This window comes from Bacillus sp. FJAT-28004 (assembly GCF_001280845.1).
Lineage (GTDB): Bacteria > Bacillota > Bacilli > Paenibacillales > Paenibacillaceae > Pristimantibacillus.
In genome coordinates this window covers 88374-109197 of the sequence record NZ_LGHP01000002.1, presented here as the reverse complement: position 1 = coordinate 109197, position 20824 = coordinate 88374, and the positions used below count along the sequence as shown (strand labels likewise).

17 protein-coding genes are annotated in these 20824 nt (G+C 45.1%); 2 read left to right on the top strand and 15 right to left on the bottom strand.

The features are described from left to right. Window positions 1-89: 89 nt before the first annotated feature. Together AC787_RS22845 and AC787_RS22840 are read right to left on the bottom strand one after the other, a co-directional pair. A complete protein-coding gene (locus AC787_RS22845; protein ID WP_152970733.1) occupies window positions 90-1190 on the bottom strand; it encodes a sensor histidine kinase in 1101 nt (366 codons plus the stop codon). Continuing rightward, window positions 1180-1938: a response regulator transcription factor gene (locus AC787_RS22840; RefSeq protein WP_054028152.1), complete on the bottom strand. Its 759-nt coding sequence runs from the start codon at window positions 1936-1938 to the stop codon at window positions 1180-1182. Before AC787_RS22840 ends, AC787_RS22845 begins: the two co-directional genes overlap by 11 nt. A gap of 201 nt (window positions 1939-2139) precedes the next feature. Between AC787_RS22840 and ilvD the strand changes: the two genes are divergently transcribed. Continuing rightward, window positions 2140-3810 (top strand): dihydroxy-acid dehydratase, encoded by a 1671-nt coding sequence (gene ilvD / locus AC787_RS22835; RefSeq protein ID WP_414731000.1) that lies wholly within the window; start codon window positions 2140-2142, stop codon window positions 3808-3810. Window positions 3811-4014: 204 nt separating this feature from the next. On the opposite strand, the gene AC787_RS22830 is transcribed toward ilvD, so the two are convergent. Continuing rightward, window positions 4015-5406 carry a polysaccharide deacetylase family protein gene (locus AC787_RS22830; RefSeq protein WP_054027286.1) on the bottom strand — a complete coding sequence of 464 codons (1392 nt, stop codon included), beginning with the start codon at window positions 5404-5406 and terminating at the stop codon, window positions 4015-4017. A gap of 166 nt (window positions 5407-5572) precedes the next feature. On the opposite strand from AC787_RS22830, the gene ytvI reads away from it, so the two are divergent. Then, window positions 5573-6733: a sporulation integral membrane protein YtvI gene (gene ytvI / locus AC787_RS22825; RefSeq protein WP_054027285.1), complete on the top strand. Its 1161-nt coding sequence runs from the start codon at window positions 5573-5575 to the stop codon at window positions 6731-6733. Window positions 6734-6813: 80 nt separating this feature from the next. Here the strand turns inward: ytvI and AC787_RS22820 are convergent, their stop codons facing one another. From AC787_RS22820 to AC787_RS22765, 12 genes are all read right to left on the bottom strand, one after another. Further along, window positions 6814-8757 carry a peptidoglycan D,D-transpeptidase FtsI family protein gene (locus AC787_RS22820; RefSeq protein ID WP_054027284.1) on the bottom strand — a complete coding sequence of 648 codons (1944 nt, stop codon included), beginning with the start codon at window positions 8755-8757 and terminating at the stop codon, window positions 6814-6816. A 204-nt stretch (window positions 8758-8961) separates the two neighbouring features. Then, window positions 8962-11178 carry a methyl-accepting chemotaxis protein gene (locus tag AC787_RS22815; RefSeq protein WP_235561097.1) on the bottom strand — a complete coding sequence of 739 codons (2217 nt, stop codon included), beginning with the start codon at window positions 11176-11178 and terminating at the stop codon, window positions 8962-8964. A gap of 198 nt (window positions 11179-11376) precedes the next feature. Continuing rightward, window positions 11377-12630, bottom strand: coding sequence for a peptidase U32 family protein (locus AC787_RS22810; RefSeq protein ID WP_152970766.1), 1254 nt, complete (start codon window positions 12628-12630; stop codon window positions 11377-11379). Window positions 12631-12732: 102 nt separating this feature from the next. Continuing rightward, complete coding sequence (locus AC787_RS22805) at window positions 12733-13665, bottom strand: peptidase U32 family protein (RefSeq protein WP_054027282.1); 933 nt, start codon at window positions 13663-13665, stop codon at window positions 12733-12735. Between the two features lie 54 nt (window positions 13666-13719). Further along, complete coding sequence (gene mltG, locus AC787_RS22800) at window positions 13720-14826, bottom strand: endolytic transglycosylase MltG (protein ID WP_054027281.1); 1107 nt, start codon at window positions 14824-14826, stop codon at window positions 13720-13722. Window positions 14827-15040: 214 nt separating this feature from the next. After that, a complete protein-coding gene (locus tag AC787_RS22795; RefSeq protein ID WP_054027280.1) occupies window positions 15041-15352 on the bottom strand; it encodes a DUF1292 domain-containing protein in 312 nt (103 codons plus the stop codon). Continuing rightward, window positions 15352-15648, bottom strand: coding sequence for a DUF1292 domain-containing protein (locus AC787_RS22790; RefSeq protein WP_054027279.1), 297 nt, complete (start codon window positions 15646-15648; stop codon window positions 15352-15354). Before AC787_RS22790 ends, AC787_RS22795 begins: the two co-directional genes overlap by 1 nt. An 8-nt stretch (window positions 15649-15656) precedes the next feature. Further along, window positions 15657-16073 carry a Holliday junction resolvase RuvX gene (gene ruvX, locus AC787_RS22785; RefSeq protein ID WP_054027278.1) on the bottom strand — a complete coding sequence of 139 codons (417 nt, stop codon included), beginning with the start codon at window positions 16071-16073 and terminating at the stop codon, window positions 15657-15659. Window positions 16074-16099: 26 nt separating this feature from the next. Beyond that, window positions 16100-16360, bottom strand: coding sequence for an IreB family regulatory phosphoprotein (locus tag AC787_RS22780; protein WP_054028150.1), 261 nt, complete (start codon window positions 16358-16360; stop codon window positions 16100-16102). Between the two features lie 50 nt (window positions 16361-16410). Beyond that, window positions 16411-19044, bottom strand: coding sequence for an alanine--tRNA ligase (gene alaS, locus AC787_RS22775; protein ID WP_054027277.1), 2634 nt, complete (start codon window positions 19042-19044; stop codon window positions 16411-16413). Window positions 19045-19399: 355 nt separating this feature from the next. Beyond that, complete coding sequence (locus AC787_RS22770; protein ID WP_054027276.1) at window positions 19400-20470, bottom strand: AI-2E family transporter; 1071 nt, start codon at window positions 20468-20470, stop codon at window positions 19400-19402. A gap of 155 nt (window positions 20471-20625) precedes the next feature. Further along, window positions 20626-20823, bottom strand: a complete 198-nt coding sequence (locus AC787_RS22765; protein WP_054027275.1) for a hypothetical protein — start codon at window positions 20821-20823, stop codon at window positions 20626-20628. Window position 20824: the final 1 nt, after the last annotated feature.

Here is a 20824-nt window from a genome sequence, read left to right as displayed (position 1 = left end):
GATCCCCTTTCACTGTCACTTCTATACAACCAAGTATAGGAGCTTCAGTTTAAGGAGACCGTAAACAAACCATAAGAAACCCTTAATTATTAGTTAATAATCGGCAATGTTATGCGGAATGCGGTTTGCTCCGAATCACTTGTCACCGAAATTGTACCTTCATGCTTTTCTACAATGCCCTTGGCAATGGCAAGTCCCAGGCCTGAACCGCCTAACCACTGAGTGCGTGATTTATCTACGCGATAAAAACGTTCAAAAATATGAGGAATATCCATCGTTGGAATCGGTTCACCGTAATTGATAACCTCAACGACAGCTGTTTTTCCCTCCACCTGAACGGTCACAATAACTTGTTTGCCGTCTCTGCCGTAATTCATTGCATTTACAACCAAGTTCTCGAATACACGCACAAGTTTGGCTGCATCCCCCTTGATCATGACTGATGTTTTATCCGTCACCAGCTTGCTTTCCATTCCCGCTTCCTCCAGCGGCAAACGAAACTGCACGAGCAGTTGCCCCAGCATTTCGATTAAATTAAAATTCGTTACTTTAAGTGCGGTCGTATCATGACGCATTCTCGTATATTCAAAGAGATCATTAATGAGGACATTCAGCCGCATTGATTTTTCATAAGCAATTTGAACGTAATGGCGCAGCTCAACCTCGTCTCGATAGCGATCTTGCTCAATTAGTCCCAAATAGCCAAGGACAGACGTTAGTGGTGTCCGAAGATCATGAGAGACATTCGTAATCAATTCGTTTTTGGTTTGCTCTGCCTTCCGCTCTTCTACGAGCGCGTGATGAAGCCGTCCAGCCAAGCTGTTCACATTCGCCGCCATTGGACCAAAAATATTATTTTTCCGAACTTCGATTTTGTAATCCATTTCATACGTACCATCCGCAATGCCGCGAACCGTCTTATTCATTCGCCCAAGATAATGAAATAAGCTCCACTGGAGAATGATGTAGTAGAAAACAAACAAAAAGACCCCTGCCGCAATAGGTACAAGCTTTCGATCGTTAACTATAGAATTAACGAATTGATATAAAACTCTAATTGGCCTTATATTATCGATTAGCCACATACCGAAGCCTAATAATATATACAGCGTAAAGGCCGCAAGCACAACGCTTATGACCATATTCAGCAACGAGCGGAAGACAAGCTTTAGCGCTAGGTTATCCTTCAATTTTATAGCCAACCCCCCAGACCGTGATGATCATCTTATCACCCAGCTCCTTCTCCAGCTTATCTCTGAGCTTACTAATATGGACCATTACCGTATTGTTGGAATCAAAATATTTTTCTTTCCACACCTGCTGGAAAATATCCTCCGCGCTAAACACTCTGCCAGGCTGACCAGCGAGCAAATGCAATATGCCAAATTCAGTTGAAGTCAGATGCAGCGGCTTGCCGTCTATTTCAGCCGTATGACTCAGCTTATCGATTCGCAGCGGCCCAAGGCGAAGCTCCTTATCAAGGCGCGCTCCGCCATTTCCATTTGCTTGCCCGCTGTACTGGTAGGATCTTCTCAGTAAAGAGCGAACCCTCGCAACAAGTTCAAGCGGATTAAACGGCTTGATCATATAATCGTCCGCGCCGGTCATCAGTCCCATAATTTTATCCATATCTTCTGCTTTTGCGCTAAGCATTAGAATAGGAACCGATTGATCCCGCCTTAATCGCCTTGTAGTCTCCAGTCCATCCATGTTAGGCATCATGATGTCCAAGATGACTAAGTCAAACGGATCGCGTGCGTAGGCAAGCAATGCCTGTTCTCCGTCATACGCTTTTTCGGTAACAAACCCTTCATTTTTCAAATAGATCTCTATAAGATCGGCAATTTCCCGCTCATCATCAACAATTAATACTCTTCTTTCCAAATGCAAGCGCCTCCTTATCGTCTTCAAATTATTCTCATCGTTGCCAATGAGCATACTATACATGAATAACCTGCATCATGTCCTATTGTTTCCCGGAATATCACAATGTTTAAGCCATTTTTAATGTTTTTTTAACATTTATTTGTGGAATGCCTTTCGGCTGCCGTTATAGCCAACGCCTGTCCATTGTGATAAAATCGAGAGTATTGATATTTTAATAAGCATATAGGGGGAACTTACATGGCGGCCAAAAGAATGCGTTCAGACATGATCAAAAAAGGATTCGACCGCGCACCGCATCGCAGCTTGCTTCGCGCTGCAGGCGTAAAAGAGGAAGATTTCGACAAGCCGTTTATCGCGGTTTGCAACTCGTATATTGATATTATTCCTGGTCATGTTCATCTACAGGAGTTCGGTAAGCTCGTTAAAGAAGCCATCCGTGAGGCTGGCGGCGTTCCTTTCGAATTTAACACAATCGGCGTTGATGACGGCATTGCGATGGGTCACATCGGTATGCGCTATTCACTTGCCAGCCGTGAAATTATTGCCGATTCCATTGAAACAGTCGTAAATGCTCACTGGTTCGACGGTATGGTTTGTATTCCGAACTGTGACAAAATCACGCCAGGCATGATCATGGGCGCACTTCGCGTCAATATCCCGACTATGCTTGTAAGCGGCGGACCTATGAAAGCCGGTAAAACATCCGATGGTCGTTCGATTTCACTTTCCAGCGTATTTGAAGGCGTAGGCGCTCACCAAGCTGGTAAAATCAATGACGATCAACTGATGGAGCTTGAACAATTCGGTTGTCCTACTTGCGGCTCTTGCTCCGGTATGTTTACAGCTAACTCCATGAACTGCTTGGCAGAAGGTATGGGACTTGCTATGCCTGGTAACGGCACAATTCTTGCTGTATCTCCAGAACGCAAAGAGTTCGTTAAAGACGCAGCACGCCAATTGATGAAAATTATCGAGCTTGGCATCAAACCTCGCGACATCGTTACAAAAGATACAATTGACAATGCATTTGCTCTAGATATGGCAATGGGCGGCTCAACAAATACAGTTCTTCACACGCTTGCAATCGCGCATGAAGCTGGAATCGAGTACCCAATTGAGCGTATCAATGAAGTGGCTGAACGCGTTCCGCATTTGGCAAAAATCGCTCCTGCATCCGATTATCACATTGAAGATGTGCATAATGCAGGCGGTGTAAGTGCTGTGCTTAATGAGCTATTCAAGAAAGAAGGCGCTTTGCATGGTGATTGCATGACCGTTACCGGCAAAACGTTGCGTGAAAATGTTATTGGCTGTGAAATTCAAGACACCGACGTTATTCATACAATCGACAATCCACATACAGAACGCGGCGGCTTAGCTGTACTATTTGGTAATCTGGCTCCTAACGGCGCTATTATCAAAACAGGTGCAGTTGACAAGTCCGTTGGCGGCTACCACAAAGGTCCTGCTATCTGTTTCGACTCACAAGACGATGCGCTTCACGGCATCGCTAACGGCAAAATTAAAGAAGGCCATGTTGTAGTCATTCGTTACGAAGGACCACGCGGCGGCCCAGGTATGCCAGAAATGCTTGCACCAACCTCACAAATCGTGGGTATGGGTCTTGGCGCTAAGGTTGCTCTCATTACAGACGGACGTTTCTCCGGCGCATCTCGCGGCATCAGCATCGGCCATGCTTCTCCTGAAGCAGCTGAAGGCGGCCCTATCGCTTTCGTACAAGACGGCGATATTATCGAGATCGACATGAACAACCGTACGATGGATCTACTTATCAGCGATGAAGAGTTTGAGAAACGCCGCTCCGAATGGAAAGGCTTTGAGCTTAAAATCAAGCGCGGCTACTTGGCTCGCTATGCTCACCTCGTTACATCTGCCAGCACTGGCGGCGTAATGAAAATGTAGTTTTCCCAAGCAAAAACGCCTTCAGCATCCTCTGGATGCTGAAGTAGCTTTGACGGAGAAATATAAGATAAGCAGGAGCAATTGATATACTTTATTATATTTAAACAAAAGGAGTGCAAGCTGGAAACAGCCTGCACTCCTTTATTTATTTATTTATTTATTTATTTATGATTCAATTCGAGAGAAGTCTTTTATATTTCAACATCAAATCGCTGTTGTTTTTGTACCTAGCTGCGCAGCTTCGTCGGCTGCTGCGCTTAATGTTCTCTCCACCGTTTGACTCATATCTTGTATCATATTCAGCTGCGCCGTAGCATATTGCCTGATCGTTGCGACCGGCATTAACAGCATACGAGGCGAGATCAGTTCTCTTTTCTTCTTGCTCTTCGCTGTCTGCTTCGTGTTTGTTAGTACTTTAATCAATATGCGCAAGTACACACGCGTCGATCTGGCGAACCAGCCTTCAGGTAGCTGGAAAATTTCAAAGCCTAGTCGATCAGCTCCGCGATGAATCATTGTGACCCCATATACGGCTTTAATGTCATCCGCATCTGTATCTACAGCAAGCTGATTTGCGAGCAGCGGAAGTGCTTGCTCCACTTCACGAAGCATGCGAATACCTGTTGCTACAGGTGATTTCGAGGTTGCAGCGATCATTGACAATTTCTTGTTGTCAAAATGCAGTTCAGCAATACGGTCTCCCTTGGAGACGCGCCCGCCCTCAGCTAGTTCAATGTCCTGACCATTATATGTCGTAACTCGGTAATGAAAGGCTGCATCCTTCACATCACCAACTGTTTTCAGACGGAATACGACATGAAACAGTCGCTCCCACATCAACCAAAGCGATATCATTGCTTTCTTCCAGAGTGAAGTATGAGCAGCACGCGTTGCTTCGGATAACTTCATCATTTCTTCAATGCCAACGAAACGGAAACCTCGCTTCGTGCCTTCTTCTAAATAAGCCTCAAGTGCAGCAATCATATTTCTCGGAGCATCCTTGTCCGCCCCAAAGGTCATGCCGCAATCATGTAGCAATATGACTTCACCAGGTCGAAGCTTTTTCAGCATCCGTTTCTTCAAACGTTCTGAGCCTAGACGAATGCGCCAATCACCGAACATCGCCGACCATAAAATAATTTGCAAATGGCCTAAGTTCGCATAATCGAATACGTTCACGATTCCCCATGGCGGTCGATAATAAGTCGAACGCAGTCCCGTTGCTTGCTCAATAATGTCAAGCGTACGCTCGATTTGTCGCTTAACCGTTCGCGGACGCATAAGCCAGTTCGATTTATGAACGTAATTATGGACACCAATATTGTGACCCTCATCCTTCATCCGCTGCAGCAGTTTTTCTTGCCCCTCGGCATGCGAGCCGACAACAAAAAAGGTTGCCTTCGCATTATAGCGGGCAAGAAGATCGAGCAATTGCGGCGTGTAAACCTCATCTGGCCCATCATCAAACGTCAAAGAAATTTCTTTTCCCACGCGGCCCTTCTTAAAAACACGAAAGCCAAAAGTACGGCTAATAAGTCCAGGAAGAAACGCATAGAAGGATGCGACGTATAATCCCCATAACAGTAAATTTTCCATTTTGTTTTCCCCACCGTTATATGATTTAGTCGACGAATAAATAGCGGTACAAAACAACAACAGTAGCTTTAATTGTAGCATAACGCAATTAAAAATAGGCATCTTTTTAAAAACTATAGTACAATCTTTATGGAAATATGATTATGGAAAAAGAAGGAGAAATTCGATGCTGCCCTTTTACAAAAAGTATTGGCGAACCGCCTTTGACATCGCACTCATTGCACTCACTGTCTATTTAATTATGTTTTCCTTCAGCTATCTGTACCGAATCGCAACGCCTATATTTTTATCCTTTCTCATTTTCTTATGTATCGAGCCGCTGGCAAGACGCTTGAACAAATTTGGCATGAAAAAATCGATCGCCTCCGGCATTTCGATTTTGCTATTCACGTTGGTTTTACTTACAGCCTTCTCAGGTGCTGCTTATCTCATTACGAAGCAAGGAACTGAGCTCGTTAACAACTTCCCAAAATACCAAGAAATGCTTGCCGTTCAAATCGCTACTCTTACTGAAGAGGTTCAAACCAGATTCGGAAACCTGCCAGCTGATTTGGACCTGGTACAGCGCTCCAAAGATCTCATTGAAGGCGCTTCTTCTACATTAGCCTTATTCGGAAAGTCTGTACTACTTAACATTATCGGATACGTCACATCCTTTTCTACTTTCGTCTTCAATTTTGTTGTCGGCATTATATTAGCTTATTTCTTAAGCATCGAAATTACGACTTGGAAGAGGACGGCAGAGGACAAAACGCCAAACACATTCAAAACTGCTTTTTTCTTCCTCCGAAATAATGTATTCAAAGGAATCGCGTTGTACATCAAGGCCCAAGCCAAGATGATCAGCATCACCTTTGTCGTTATTTTGATCGCACTTCTGCTGCTTGGCGTAGAAAATGCTTTTGTCATTGCAGTCGTTTCCGCGATCTTCGATATTCTGCCTTTGCTCGGCGTAGGCACAATCTTCATCCCATGGATTATTTATTTAATTATTGTCGGCAAGGTTTCGCTTGCCATTTGGCTGTCCGCACTATTTCTTGTTGTTGTGCTTACCCGCCAAATTCTTGAACCAAAAATTACGGGCGACTCCTTAGGCGTGTCCGCCTTTACTATGCTCGCTTTTATGATTGTCTCCTTGTCGCTATTCGGCGTTGCAGGTGTAATATTATCACCTATTCTGATGATCTTAATCAAAGCGCTGTATGATCAAGGTTACTTCCACCGCTGGATTCACGCCCCGCTTGGGGAATACGACAACCCTGCGGACAAGTCCGACGCTGATAATGTATCGGTGAAAATAAATAATAAAGACATCAAGGATCAATAGTTAGCTGTAATATAAAAAATAGAGCCACGCCATTGCAGGCGAATGTTTGATTCGCTGCTTTTGGCCATGGCTCTATTTTTTTATTTGGAATGGCGGGCGGCAATATCCATGACGCCGCGGAAGAGCTTGGTCGCCTGATGCGAACTGCCAGGCGGCTTGTTCTCCACGAGGACGGCTACGGCGTATCGTGGAGACTTGACCGGGCCGTAGCCCGCAAACCACTGGTGGTTGCGAGCGATTCCGGCCTGCGTCGTCTCGGCGGTGCCTGATTTGCCGGCAACCGCCCACAGCCCTTGGCGGATCGATCGACCGGTTCCATGGTCGACGACCGCCTGCATGCCGCGCAGCAGCGCATGCGCCGTGGCCGGTTTAATCCGGCCACGGATCGCTTGCGCGCGCTGCGCGGGCAGCTTCACCATCCGCTGGCCGTTGGCATAGCGGATTTCACTAACTAGGCGCGGCTCCATTACGCGCCCCTCATTCAGCAGCGTTACAATCAGATTTGCCGCTTGCAGCGGCGACATCCTTACATCACGCTGCCCAAGCGCGCTCTGCGCGAGCACGCCGCCATCGACGCCGGCAAACATCACTGCTTCTTCCCGCGCTTTCTGCGCCGCGTCAGACTTCCCGCTCCGCTTCGCACTATGCTTGTCCTTCTCCTGCTCGTGCTCACCCTTTTCTCCTCCGCTATCCCGAACCAGCTTGCTCGTAACGGGTGCAAACAGCTGCCCTCGCTCTTCCTCCTCCAGCAGCCGTAGAGGCGTTGTAAAGGGGCCAAAGCCCTCATCACGATGCCAGCCCGCTTGCTGTCCGATGCCGAGCAAGTCTGCGGTCCTTTTCAACTCCTTTGCCTGAAGCCGCTCTGCCAGCGTTGCAAACACAATATTGCATGATTGGGCCAAGCCCTCCTGAAGCGTCAAGCGGCCGTGGCCGCCTTCCTTCCAGCAGGACAATCCGTATTTGCCGTATTCGCCATTGCAAAAAAAAGTTTCATGCTGGTTAACTACACCTGCTTCAAGCGCAGCAGCCTCTGCAACTAGCTTGAAGACAGAGCCAGGTGCGACAGCCTTAATTGCATGATTAGCCCATTCACTGCCGTCGGAGCTTAGGAACTGTCCTGGCTTCAGCTGGGGCCGTGATACCATCGCCACAATATCCGCATTGCTCGCATCCAGCACAACGATCGCGCCCTCCTTTAAGCCTTGAGCATCCACATACGCCTCAATTTCATTTTGCAGCTGCAAATCAATCGTCGTCATCGCCTTAAGCGGATAGTATCGGTTGCCCGGCTGCGTAATCCGCATATCAAGTCCATGCATTGGAGCATTACGTCCATCCAAAAAGTAGGAGACAGAAGTAGCACCTACCCCATGCAGCATCTTATCCAGCGATTTCTCAAGACCAGATCCGCCAACCTGATCAACTAGCTTTCTTTTGCCGTTTATGAGCTCTTCCGCGTGGTTAGCTTGCAGCCATTCTGGATGCTGGCTAGTAAAACCAATCAGATGTTTAGCTTCAAAGTCCGGCAAATAGCGATTGCGATATGGAAGCACACGTATACCGTTCAACTGAAGTTTTTTTAGGCGAGTGATTTGATCATTCGTCAGACGCAAAGGAGCCTGCACCCCGTCAGCTTTCCAAAAAACAGGCTCTCGCACTGCATCCCATTTCTGCTGCAATTGCTCCTTGGTTACACCTAATAAACGGCTAAGCTCGGATAAATCCTCTTCTTGACCGCGTAAATCTGCTCGCACAGGAAATAAAGCGATTGCCGAATACGTTTCACCAGTTATCGATTTTCCATAGCGATCGTAGAAATCACCTCTACCTGTGTCCAGTACTAAGTTTCGTTGACGCTGCTGAACCGACAACCTTTGCCATCCTCCCCCTCCTCTATTCGCTAATGGAGAAAGAACCGCTGCAGAAGTGCTGCCAGGCATAAGCTGAATCCAAGCAAGGCGGCCAATATAGACCACCATGATTAGACTAATGAAACAAGCAGCAATGGATATCCGTTTAATCATGTTCAGTTCTCATGTTGTAAGAGCTCCTTTTTTATCGCTGCTTTATGATCTATGAGCGCTGTAATCGATATACTTTCATTATTTCCTTGCGCAGCTCCCCTTCAAACATCAATCCTATTTTCCATAACAAAAAAAGAGCTACTCGGCACTTACTGCCTGAGTAGCTCTTCCTTTATTTTATAATTTTTAGCTATGATACCTAAATTAATTAATTTTAAATTGAGAAAGTGTATCCTTCAGCTCGCGAGACACAGTATCAAGCTTCTCGGACAAACGAACCATTCCATCACTGATACTAAGCTGTTCCGAGCTTAGCGATGCAACTTCCTCTGAGGTCGCGGAGGATTCCTCTGCTACCGCACTTACGTTTGTCATCGCTTCTCCTAATACAACTTGCGATTCATCCAATTGTCCGATTGAGTCAGTTACGAGATCCAGCTTCTTGACTAGCTCCCCCATTTGACCAGAAACGGTTAAGAAAATTTGATTTGCTTCTTTTACGGAACCGATTTGTTCTTGGAATAACGGATAAGCATCTGACAAAACATGTACCGTCTCGTCAATCTCGCCTCTGATTTTCTCCGTGATTTGTCCGACAACGTCAATGGATTGTCGGCTTTGATCAGCTAGCTTGCGAATTTCATCGGCAACGACCATAAAGCCTTTTCCTGCCGCTCCTGCGCGTGCTGCTTCAATCGTTGCATTCAATGACAAGATGTTCGTTTGCTTCGTTAAGTTGTTGAGTACATCCAGAATTTTAACGATTGAACCCGTGCTTTCCTTCAAAGCATCAACCTTCTCTACCATAGAACGCGTCATTTCTTCCGTCATACTCGTTTTTTGAATAAGAACGCCCATATAGTTCGTTCCTTGCTCACTGGCTTTCTCAACGGCTTGAGCTGAGTGCACCATTTGTTCATTGGCGGCGATGACTTTTTTCATTTGAACATCTATGTTGCCTGTCAGGTCAGAACCTCGCTCCGCTTCAACTGCTAAGCTTGTTGCTCCACCTGCGATCTCTTCTGTTGCGACTGCGATTTCCTTGGCAGAAATGGCTGTTTTCCGCGAGGCATCTCCAAGTTCTGTAGCTGTGTTCAAAACATCCTCGGCAGACCTAGTTGTCTGAACAGCTAATGCTGTAATTTGTGTCATCATAAGATTAAAGCTGTCGCTGAGCTCACCAATTTCATCTTTTCGTTTAGTCATGACAGATCGCACGGTCAGATTGCCGCTTGCGCCTTCAGTCATCAGGTTGCGAAGCTTCACCAGTGGCTGAGCAATCGTCATAATAACGAGAATACCGATGGCAATCGCAATAAGTGCAGCGATCAATACAGTAATCCATGTCAAACTTTGAATCGCTTTAGCGTCTTTGACAAGTTCATTTACCGGTACCGTACCTAACAGCTTCCAGTCCATTGTTTCGAATGTTGTGTATGTAGCTAGGACATCATCACCGTTATTCGTTTGCATTTTTACTGAATTCTCAAGCGCTTTATCACCTTCGGCAGGAAATGTAATACTCGCTGGCTTGCCTATCATTCCTTCATCAGCATTTGTAATATATTCACCGTTTGCATTCACAATAGCCAGCTGACTGCCCTCACCAAGGTGAACATCAGCAAACTGTTTGGCTAACGTATCGGCTTGAACCTCGAGCAGCAGCACATAAGATTCTACACTTGAAGTTGTATCTTTAATTAGACGACTCAAAGCTATGGTAGGAGCACCCTTTGGATTAGACAGTCCTTCAGGCTGAGGAGGAATCCAGCTCGTTTTCCCTCCTTTTTCAACAACGTCCATAAACCATGCGGTTTTCATTAAATTCTCCGCAGTGCCGTTTGATGCAGTACCAGAGGTTATAACGCTCAGCTTTGGATTTACTGGCAGTAACATCATCGAGACAATCGTATTGTTGCCCATAACGTAGGCTTGCATTTTGTCGCTTAAATTACGTGACGCCTCAAATTTTCCGAATTCGTCTCCGCTATCACTCATTTTTCTTACAATCTCATGAAAGTCCTTATCAATTAATATTTGCAGCGATAAATCCTCATATGTTTTGAAAATGACGTCTAGGTTATTTGCAACCTGGTTGATCGTTTGAAAGCTTGCCTCCGAAACTTTATTTTCAATAATAGACTTTGACTTTGAATATGCCATTAGACCTACAGTTAATACACAGGCTATGATACTGCAAAAGATGATTGTAAATAGTTTCGTCCCTACCGATTTAATAGGGTTCGACAGCTTCGTACCTTTTACAGAAAGGCTCGCCGCCTTAGCTGCTTGTGATATGAATTGCATTTTTGACGACGCTTTCAAGCTTGATTCAGACTTTACTTCATTTACGCTGATTTGCTCTTTTTCATGTTTTTGCTTCTTTGGTTTCTTCTTTTTTTGTTCTTCTTGGTTTTCCATTAGGAAAGACACCGCCTTTAATTTGTATGTCTAATATAGTTCGTTTGCTGCTAGCGAATCTTGCCGAAATATGTATTTATAGTAGATTTACAGTATATTATTTTATATCGACATAATCTTGTCAAATCATAATAATAAACACAAAAAAAAGAGTCTTATTTTCTAAAAAAATAAGACTCCAGTCATAATTTTGCATATTTACTTTTTCTCGATCTTTTTTCTCATCATGTCCATCGCTTTAACTGGCTTTAGTGTACGAATGCGAATATGCTGTAAAGGATGGCGCGCCGCCTCAAGTGCATTACCTTCTGTATCCGTAATTTCGGTTACGGTTTGCTTAAAGAATGTGCCCTTGGGACCAACAAATTCAATTTCTTGTCCGAGTTTAAAATGATTGCGCTGCTGCACGATCGCAAAACCCGTTTTCTCATTATAATCTACAACAACCCCAGCAAAATCATAAGGCGCTGCTTTTTCCTCAGGCTCATAAATATGATCCTCTGCTCCCGGCGTATCGAGGAAAAATCCAGTATTAAGCGGACGATTCGCAGCCTTATTTATCTCATCCACCCATTCCTGCTTCAGCTCAAAATGCTCAGGATCAGCGAAGTATGCATCGATAGCTTGACGATAAACGTTAACGACCGTCGCCACATAGTGTATGCTTTTCATTCGTCCTTCAATTTTGAAGCTGTCGACGCCAACTTCGATAAGCTCAGGCAAATATTCGATCATGCAGAGATCTTTAGAGCCCATTGTGAACTTATCTTCTTCTTCCGGGTACATTGGCATATCATCGACAAACAAATCATATTTCCAGCGACATGACTGACAGCAGCCTCCACGATTGGAGTCGCGGTCAGTAAAATGATTTGACAATACGCAGCGTCCAGAGAACGATGAACACATCGCACCATGAATAAACGCTTCGATCTCAATATCAACATTTTTTTTGATTTCTGCAATGTCTTTAAAGCTCGTTTCACGGGCTAACACAACCCGCGGCAAGCCTTCTTCCTTCCAGAACTGCACGGCCTGCCAGTTAAGCGTTGATTGCTGCGTGCTCAAATGAACCTCAAGCTTTGGAGCTACCCGCTGCGCTGTTTCGATAATGGCAGGATCTGCGGCTATGATTGCTGAGATTCCTGCTTCTTCTAAATTACGCAAATAGTCCTCGAGACCTTCTACATCCTCATTGTGCGCGTATATATTCGTAGCGACAAATACCTTCGCACCATAACGGTTTGCAAACTGGACGCCTTCTTTCATTTCTTCAAAGCTGAAATTATCCGCATTGGAGCGCAAGCCGTACTTCTGACCACCGATATAAACAGCATCAGCTCCATAATGAATCGCAAATTTCAGCTTTTCCAAATTCCCGGCTGGTGCGAGCAGCTCCGGTCTATCCAGTCGATGGCGTTTGCCTTGATAGCGAGGTGTCGTCTTCTCCATTGTTGTCACTATGTGTACCTCCTAAGTTTTGCGAAGCAAAACTACTTCGTAAGCATTTCCTTTGGTTTTGCGAAGCAAAACTACTTCGTAAGCATTTCCTTATTAATAGACTTGCTCCTTAAAAAAGAAGCCATAACTCAGCTCACGCTGCGGGTTCTGAACTTGTTTGATAGCGTCCAGCCATTCCTCTTGGAACATGTAACCCTCTGGGTCAGCCATATAAGCATCGATCGCCTGTCGATATGAACGAACAACGATTTCGTTGTACTCGGTAGATTTCATTAGTCCCTCAATCTTCAAACTGCTTACTTTAGCCTCAAGTAGCTCATGAAGGTTCTCTACCATACAAACATCATCCGAGCTCATAATATGAGTGCCGTTAGCATCTTCGTAGATCGGATAACGCTCATCTTGGCGCTCCGCTTCCATCACATAAAGACCACGATCTTTGTCCTTCTCCGGAAGCCGATCCGGCTCCGACTGATGTTCCATATAGTTATCTACAAGCGAACGCTTGGAATGATAAATATTAGTCATGCCATGAACCTGTACTTGAACTTCAAGCTCTGTACTTGCCGTTGTATCGCAAACTTGCTCCATGTTGAGCTCGCGTGCAAGTACATATCTAGTGGCGCCTCTGCGGCCCCAATAATTAGCTGTAACATAATTCGTTGAGGTCATTTCGGCATTCCAGTGCAGAGCCATGCCAGGAGCATGCAATCTAGCAGCCATTAAGACAGCAGGATCACCGAATACTAGTGCATCTACGCCTGCTTCAGCGAGCCAGGATACATAATCATTTAATGAATCAGCTGCCTCATTATCCATAAGGTTGTTAAGGGCCGCATATATTTTCACACCCTTAGGCTTCGCAAGCTTTACTGCCTGTGCTATCATTTCCTTGCTAAACTCTCCTGCTAATCGCATACCGTAGCGTGCTTCGCCAATGACAAAAGCATCCGCGCCTGCTGCTATGAGCCTTTCCAGCTCCTCTATAGATGCAGCGGTAGCTAACAATTCCGGCTTGTACGCCATACTTGCTCCTCCTTAAAAACACCAACCAGCTTCGCTTACTAATTAATCGAATAACTACCCTGCCGTCTGATTGCTTTTCTCGATGTTTTTCAAATGCTCTTTATATGTTTTTGCGAACAAATGAGACTGACTTCCGTCCTTTTTTGTTACATAAAAGAAATATTCGGTATTCTCCGGGTATATAGCCGCTTCAATAGACTTAAGGCTTGGACTAGCGATTGGTCCAGGCGGCAAGCCTTCCACCTTATAAGTGTTATATGGGCTGTCTACAAGCAAATCCTTCTCATATAGACGTTCCTTAGGTTTATCAAGAGAATATTGAACAGTTGCGTCGATTTGCAGCTTCATACCATCGGCAATACGATTGTAAATAATGCCCGATACAAGTGCTCTTTCCTCGTCCACAACGACTTCACGCTCAACAAGCGATGCAATTGTCAGCATGTCGTGGAAAGACATTTTCTTCTCTTCGAGCACATCCATCCAGCCCTCAGGAAGCTCAGCAAGCTTCCGGTCAAGCTCAAGAACCATTCGTTTGATAATGTCCTCTTCTGTACTTTCCTTTTTCAATTCATACGTTTCTGGGAAAAGATAACCTTCAAGACGCTGATGCAGCTTATCGTTATTAGGGATAGCTCGAGCAGCCTCTGCATCACCCCAATTTTTTTCCGATGCAATTAATCCAATAAACTTTTCCTTGTTGATCAATTTCTCTTCTGCAAGCTTGTCAGCAATTTGCAATACGGTAAAGCCCTCAGGTATTGTGAATCGAATGGTTTCCGCTTCTACTGTATCACCAGCGTTAAGTTTGGCTATGATGGCATCATTTTTCATGCCGGGACTAAGCTCATATATACCCGCTTGAAAGCGGCCGCCTTGATCCTTCAACTTCAAATAATATTTAAAAATAAATGCATTTTTAATTATCCCTTGTTTTTCCAGTAATTCTGCAACCTCATTCGCTGATGTTCCTCTTGCAATTTCGAGCTTCTGAACCTCTCCAGCAGCCGTTGGCTTCAAGCTGCTCCATACGTATAAAGCTACGCTTCCAGCACCTATTATCATAATACCTAGCAAGCTCAAAATAACCCATAATGTGATGCGGCTTTTCCTCGGTCCGGATGATGATTGTTGCTCAAGGTGCTGTGATGACTTGTCCAAACTTAGACCCCCTCTTTTTAATCCATCATTTTCGGTATATCGATTTGCGCAGGCGAAATGGCTGAGACCATACTCTGGTGGCTCAGCTGAAGTTGCGGTACGCAGTTGAGAAATCGAATCATTTTCTCCAATGCTTTACAATTGACTCTAGACATGGAACAAAAGAGCGGTTATTGGCCGCTCTCTCGTTAAATGCATATACATGTACGACGTTTTAAGGACGCTCGTCAGTTGCAAACAACAAATCATCGTAAGCTTCTGACGCTGCTTCCCACTCTTCGTCATTTTCAATGTTTTCCAGCTGCGGTTCACCGTCGACTTGAATGACACGAAATAGCTCGACATCATCCTCGCCACGCATCGGATCCGATTGTAGGGCTGCATAGATTCGATCCCCAAGCTGAAACTCAGCTTTAATATCGTATACCTCTACGCTGCCATCATCTGCTTCAAGCTCAATTTCATTGCCGAATGCCGCTCTTAGCGTATTCAGCTTCTTAGGTGCTTCATGCTCTGTGCCAGACATTAATTTTCTTCCTCCATCTCACCAAGGAGAGTGTTAAACGTTTCCTCAACCATATTCCATTCTTCTTCGTCTTCAATGGTATACAGCTTCAGGTCATCGCCTTCTTCTTCATAACGGAAAGCATAAACTTCATCTTCCTCGTCATTTTCGCCAGTGAGCGGAACAACCATCATATATTTCTGATCGGAACCATCAACTTCAAATTTCATGATGACTTCGAATTCCTCTTCGTTGCCTTCTTCATCCGGAATATAAATAATTTCCGGCTCTTCGAATTCCATTTCTTCTTTTGTCATGTTTACCCTCACCTTTTCGCTTTAGAATCGAGATAATTTTGCAAAATAAGCGTTGCCGCCATTTTGTCTATTACGAGCTTTCGCTTCTTCCGGCTGACGTCCGCTTCAATAAGCGTCCGTTCGGCAGCTACCGTTGTCAGCCTTTCGTCCCAAAGGTGAACAGGTATGTTTAGTTTCTGCTTAATCTGTTCTGCGAATTCTATACAAATTTCTCCACGTGGACCGATGGTACCATTCATGTTTTTAGGCAGACCAACAACGATTTCACTAACCTCATGCTCCTTAACCAGGTCGGCAATGCGGTCAAACTCGCTGCTGTCTCGTCTGCGTTCAATAACTCCTGTTCCCTGTGCGGTCCAACGAAAAGCGTCGCTGACAGCAACTCCAATGTTGCGGTCACCGTAATCCAGTCCCATCAATCTCATGTCTTGTCCGGCCCCTGCCTCATTAGTTATTGTTTCTTATGGTTTAGATAAAACCGGACAAGCTCCTCGATTAATTCGTCTCGTTCCTTCTTGCGAATTAAACTTCTGGCGTTGTTATGCCGCGGAATATACGCGGGATCTCCGGACAGCAGATACCCAACGATCTGGTTAATCGGATTATACTCTTTCTCTAGAAGCGCTTCATGCACGGATAGCAGAATGTCTTGAGAAGATTCAACCCCCTCCGCCTTCACGTTAAATTTCATTGTTTTGTCCATGGAACTCATCGCCAGCACCTCGCTTTCCAAACCGCATTTCAATGAGATATACATTTATATCATATCACATTTGTTTGATTAAGAACTAGTTCTTCTGTAAGTTTCAAAGCTTCATCCAGCTTTGTTGTGTCTTTTCCGCCTGCTTGCGCCATATCAGGACGTCCGCCGCCGCTTCCGCCGCAATGAATTGCAGCTTCTTTAACAATTTTTCCAGCATGGAAACCTTTTTTAATTAAATCTGCAGAAACCGCTGCAGCAAGGTTAACCTTGTCATCCGAAATCGAACCTAGCACGATAACGCTTGACTCTAGCTTCAGCTTCAGCTCGTCAACAATGCCCCGAAGCGCATCCATTGAAGGAGCATTTACTTTTGCACACAGGACAGTAATCCCATTCACTGTTTTTGCATTTTGCTCAAGCGAACCTGCTTCGATACGGCTCAGCTTCGCTTGAAGTGATTCATTGTCGCGTGAGAGTTCCTTCACTTGACCGAACAATGCTTCGATCCGTTTAGGCACATCATTTGAATTTGATTTCAGGAGAACAGCTGACTGCTTAAGCAGGTCAAGTTGGCCATCTAAGTAGTTATACGCATGTTTACCTGTAACGGCTTCAATTCTTCGCACGCCCGAACCAATTCCGCTCTCGCTTAACAGCTTGAACAATCCAATTTGCGACGTATTGCTTACATGACAGCCTCCGCATAGCTCTAAGCTGTAGCTGCCAACTTGAACCACACGAACCTCATCGCCATATTTCTCGCCGAACAACGCCATCGCACCCATTGCTTTAGCTTCATTCAATGATTTTGTTTCGATAGATACCGCAGTACCTAACCAAATTTGCTCATTTACACGACGCTCAATCGTTACCAGTTCTTCCGCTGTAATACTGCCAAAATGCGAAAAGTCGAAGCGCAAACGTTCAGCCTCTACCGATGAGCCCGCTTGATTGACATGATCGCCGAGCACTTCTTTGAGCGCTTTATGAAGCAAGTGCGTTGCGGTATGGTTTTTGATGATGTCATCGCGCACAGCTCTTGTAACGCTCGCCTCTACTGCTTCGCCTGTGCGAGCAGTCCCCGACGTTACAACGGCATGGTGAACGCTTTGACCGTGTGGAGCTTTTGTTACCTCTTCAACATGTAGTGTAAAGCCTTTGCCCGTAATCGTTCCTGTATCGCCGATTTGTCCGCCGCTCTCTGCATAGAAAGGTGTACGATCCAAAATAACGACGACTTTGCTGCCTTCTGATGCAGCATCTACCAACAAGTCCTCATGAACGATGGCAATAATTTTGGACTCAGTTACCAGTTCATTATAGCCAACAAACTCGCTTTTAACCGTGAAATCGCCAAGCGGGCCTCCCTGTACCTTCATGCTTCCAGTGTCTTGGCGAGCTGCGCGAGCACGGTCGCGCTGCGCTTCCATCGCTGCGTCGAATCCTGCACGATCAACCGTCATTCCATTTTCCGAAGCAAAGTCCTCCGTCAAATCAAAAGGAAAGCCGTAAGTGTCATACAAGCGGAAAGCATCATCACCATTGATCTCTGTCTTGCCGGCTTTCGTACCTGCTGCTACCAAATCAGACAGCATTGCGAGTCCATCAGACAACGTCTCATGGAAACGCTCTTCTTCGGTCCGGATAACCCGCTCGATGAACTCGCGTTTCTCCACAACCTCTGGATAGTAAACGCCCATAACTTCGCCAACAACGGAAGTCAGCTCATGCAGGAATGGACGATCGATGCCGATTGTTTTTCCGTAACGAACAGCACGGCGTAACAAACGACGAATGATGTAGCCGCGTCCTTCGTTTGAAGGCATTACTCCGTCACCTACTGCGAATGCTACTGTACGAATATGATCGGCAATAACTTTTAGCGCAACGTCATGCTCTTCGTTCACTTTATAACTTACTTTCGCAATTTCACATGTGCGGTCGATAATCGGGCGGAATAAATCCGTATCGAAGTTCGAATCCACATCCTGCAATATAGAAGCAAAACGTTCAAGTCCAGCGCCTGTATCGATGTTTTTGATTGGAAGCGGCGTATAGCTGCCGTCTTTGTTATGATTGAATTGTGAGAATACAACGTTCCAAACTTCGAGAAAACGCTCGTTCTCACCGCCTGGCCAGCATTCCGGGTCCGATAGATCGCCATATTTGTCGCCACGGTCATAGAAAATTTCAGTACAAGGTCCGCAAGGGCCCTCGCCGATATCCCAGAAGTTTTCCTCCAGCTTATAGATACGTTCAGCAGGGAGACCAATTTTTGTATTCCAGAATTCAAATGCTTCTTCGTCTTCTGGATATACCGTTACGGACAAGCGATTAGGATCAAAGCCAATCCATTTCGACTCTGTCAGAAACTCCCATGCCCAAGTAATGGCTTCTTCCTTGAAGTAATCACCGATCGAGAAATTGCCCATCATCTCGAAAAACGTATGATGACGGCGGGTTTTGCCTACGTTCTCGATATCATTCGTACGAATACACTTCTGTGAGTTCGTAATACGCGGGTTTTCTGGAACGATGCGTCCGTCAAAATAAGCCTTTAATGGCGCCATACCTGCATTAATCCAAAGCAGGGACGGGTCATTATGCGGTACGAGCGATGAGCTTGGTTCAATTTTATGGCCTTTGCTTTCAAAAAAAGCAAGCCATTTTGCACGAATTTCACTAGCTTTCATTAGGATGAGCCCCCTTCAAATGATAAAACACAAAAAAGCCCCTGTCATTGACAGGGACGAATAGAATCGCGGTACCACCCTGGTTATTGCCTCGCTGTAAACAGCATGCGCAATCGCCTTCATTAGACATTAACGGGTCCAACCGGTGAAGTTCATTCACACTCCGAAAATAGCTTTCGGCCACTCTTCGTCATAAAAAGCTCTCTCAACCGACGCATATACTTATCAAAAAGCAAATGCGAAGAAGCTTTCTCTCTGGCTAACGGGCATTGGCTTACTTCATTTCATCAACGATTTATTCCCTTATAATTGACACTTGATTATTTTAAAATTATAGCTACAGCCTATCCGCCTGTCAAATAATCTTTCTCCGCACGTAATAGGCGAACATATGCTGAATGATGACTTTGCAAGCCGCAAAAATAGGAACCGCCAAAATCATGCCAACAATGCCGGCAATTTCCCCTCCGACCAGCAATGCAAAAATGATTGACAAGGGATGCATATGAAGCGTTCGGCCTACAACCTGCGGAGAAATAACGTTGCCTTCAAGTATTTGACATAAGGTGTTAATAATCGCCACGAGAATGACCATCTTTATTGAAACGGTAGACGCCATTAGAATTGCGGGTGCCGCCCCAAAAAATGGCCCTAGATAAGGGATGACATTCGTGATAGCAACAATGCCGGCAAGCAGCAAAGCGTATGGCATTCCAATCAATAGATAACCGAAGTAAGCCAGTACGCCTACGATAACGCACACCAAGAATTGACCGCGAATATAGCTGCCTAATGCCGTATCGATGTCCTTAAGCAGCCTGACCGTGTTTTTGCGATGCGATTTAGGGACATACGTTATGACGGTTCGTTCAAACACGTCAAAATCCTTTAATATATAGAAGGCAAGAAACGGAATAATGAACGCGATAAACACAGCATTCAACATGGAGCCGATATTGTTAACAAAGTTAAACAGACTCTCCGACAGCTTTTTCTCCATGTGCAAAAGCGACTTATTGAGCCCGCTCCGAATGCTTTCCGGTAAAAAAGAAGTATTATTAATGTCTGTGACGATATTTTGCGCACGCATCGAAAGCTCAGGCACATGACGGTTTATTTCCTGCACTTGCTCGATGAACATCGGAATCAAGTTAACAAGAAGTACTGTAATGACTGCACAGAACACAGCATAAATGAGCAGCACCGCAATCGTCCTAGGAACCTTTCGGTCATGCAGCATCGTAACGATAGGATTCAGCACATAGGATATGATCATCGCGATTATAAATGGCGCAAAAACCGCTTTTACAAAAACATAAACGTTCAAGATAAGCGGCTTAATAAGCAGCAAGAGATAAATCGCAAGCAGCGCTAATATGATATAAACCAGCCATACAAACAGACGGTTCTTTGTAAAGCGTTCCACCGTCCTCACCCCCGAACTTTCTTTATTCGATTCGTCCTTTGCAAGACAAGCCGAACTAGTTCAGTATATGTACAAGCGCTAAAATTCATCCTAGAACAGCAAAAAAAAGACGGCCAAAGACCGTCTTTTGATATTCATGTTTATAGCAACGCACGTCAGTTGACGTGAACCTGTGTAATTTCTTCTTCAAAAAACAAGTCGTCGAGCGAGCTTAACGTGCCATCCTCTTCAACTTGGTAAACCGACATTTTGTCGCCGTTAACCGTCAATTCAATGAAGCAGCCCCAGCAATAAAACTGGTGGGAACCGATCTTTCCGATATCTTTCGAATTACAATTCGGACATCTCATCATC

Excerpts from the sequence above, each read along its gene's own strand:
- ruvX (WP_054027278.1), bottom strand. The coding sequence starts at position 16,073 with ATGAGATTGATGGGACTGGATTACGGTGACCGCAACATTGGAGTTGCT.
- alaS (WP_054027277.1), bottom strand. The coding sequence starts at position 19,044 with ATGAAAGCTAGTGAAATTCGTGCAAAATGGCTTGCTTTTTTTGAAAGC.
- AC787_RS22780 (WP_054028150.1), bottom strand. The coding sequence starts at position 16,360 with ATGAGTTCCATGGACAAAACAATGAAATTTAACGTGAAGGCGGAGGGG.
- AC787_RS22830 (WP_054027286.1), bottom strand. The coding sequence starts at position 5,406 with ATGGAAAATTTACTGTTATGGGGATTATACGTCGCATCCTTCTATGCG.
- AC787_RS22790 (WP_054027279.1), bottom strand. The coding sequence starts at position 15,648 with ATGACAAAAGAAGAAATGGAATTCGAAGAGCCGGAAATTATTTATATT.
- AC787_RS22805 (WP_054027282.1), bottom strand. The coding sequence starts at position 13,665 with ATGGCGTACAAGCCGGAATTGTTAGCTACCGCTGCATCTATAGAGGAG.
- ilvD (WP_414731000.1), top strand. The coding sequence starts at position 2,140 with ATGCGTTCAGACATGATCAAAAAAGGATTCGACCGCGCACCGCATCGC.
- AC787_RS22765 (WP_054027275.1), bottom strand. The coding sequence starts at position 20,823 with ATGATGAGATGTCCGAATTGTAATTCGAAAGATATCGGAAAGATCGGT.
- AC787_RS22810 (WP_152970766.1), bottom strand. The coding sequence starts at position 12,630 with ATGGAGAAGACGACACCTCGCTATCAAGGCAAACGCCATCGACTGGAT.
- ytvI (WP_054027285.1), top strand. The coding sequence starts at position 5,573 with ATGCTGCCCTTTTACAAAAAGTATTGGCGAACCGCCTTTGACATCGCA.
- AC787_RS22795 (WP_054027280.1), bottom strand. The coding sequence starts at position 15,352 with ATGTCTGGCACAGAGCATGAAGCACCTAAGAAGCTGAATACGCTAAGA.
- AC787_RS22840 (WP_054028152.1), bottom strand. The coding sequence starts at position 1,938 with ATGCTCATTGGCAACGATGAGAATAATTTGAAGACGATAAGGAGGCGC.
- AC787_RS22820 (WP_054027284.1), bottom strand. The coding sequence starts at position 8,757 with ATGATTAAACGGATATCCATTGCTGCTTGTTTCATTAGTCTAATCATG.
- AC787_RS22815 (WP_235561097.1), bottom strand. The coding sequence starts at position 11,178 with ATGGAAAACCAAGAAGAACAAAAAAAGAAGAAACCAAAGAAGCAAAAA.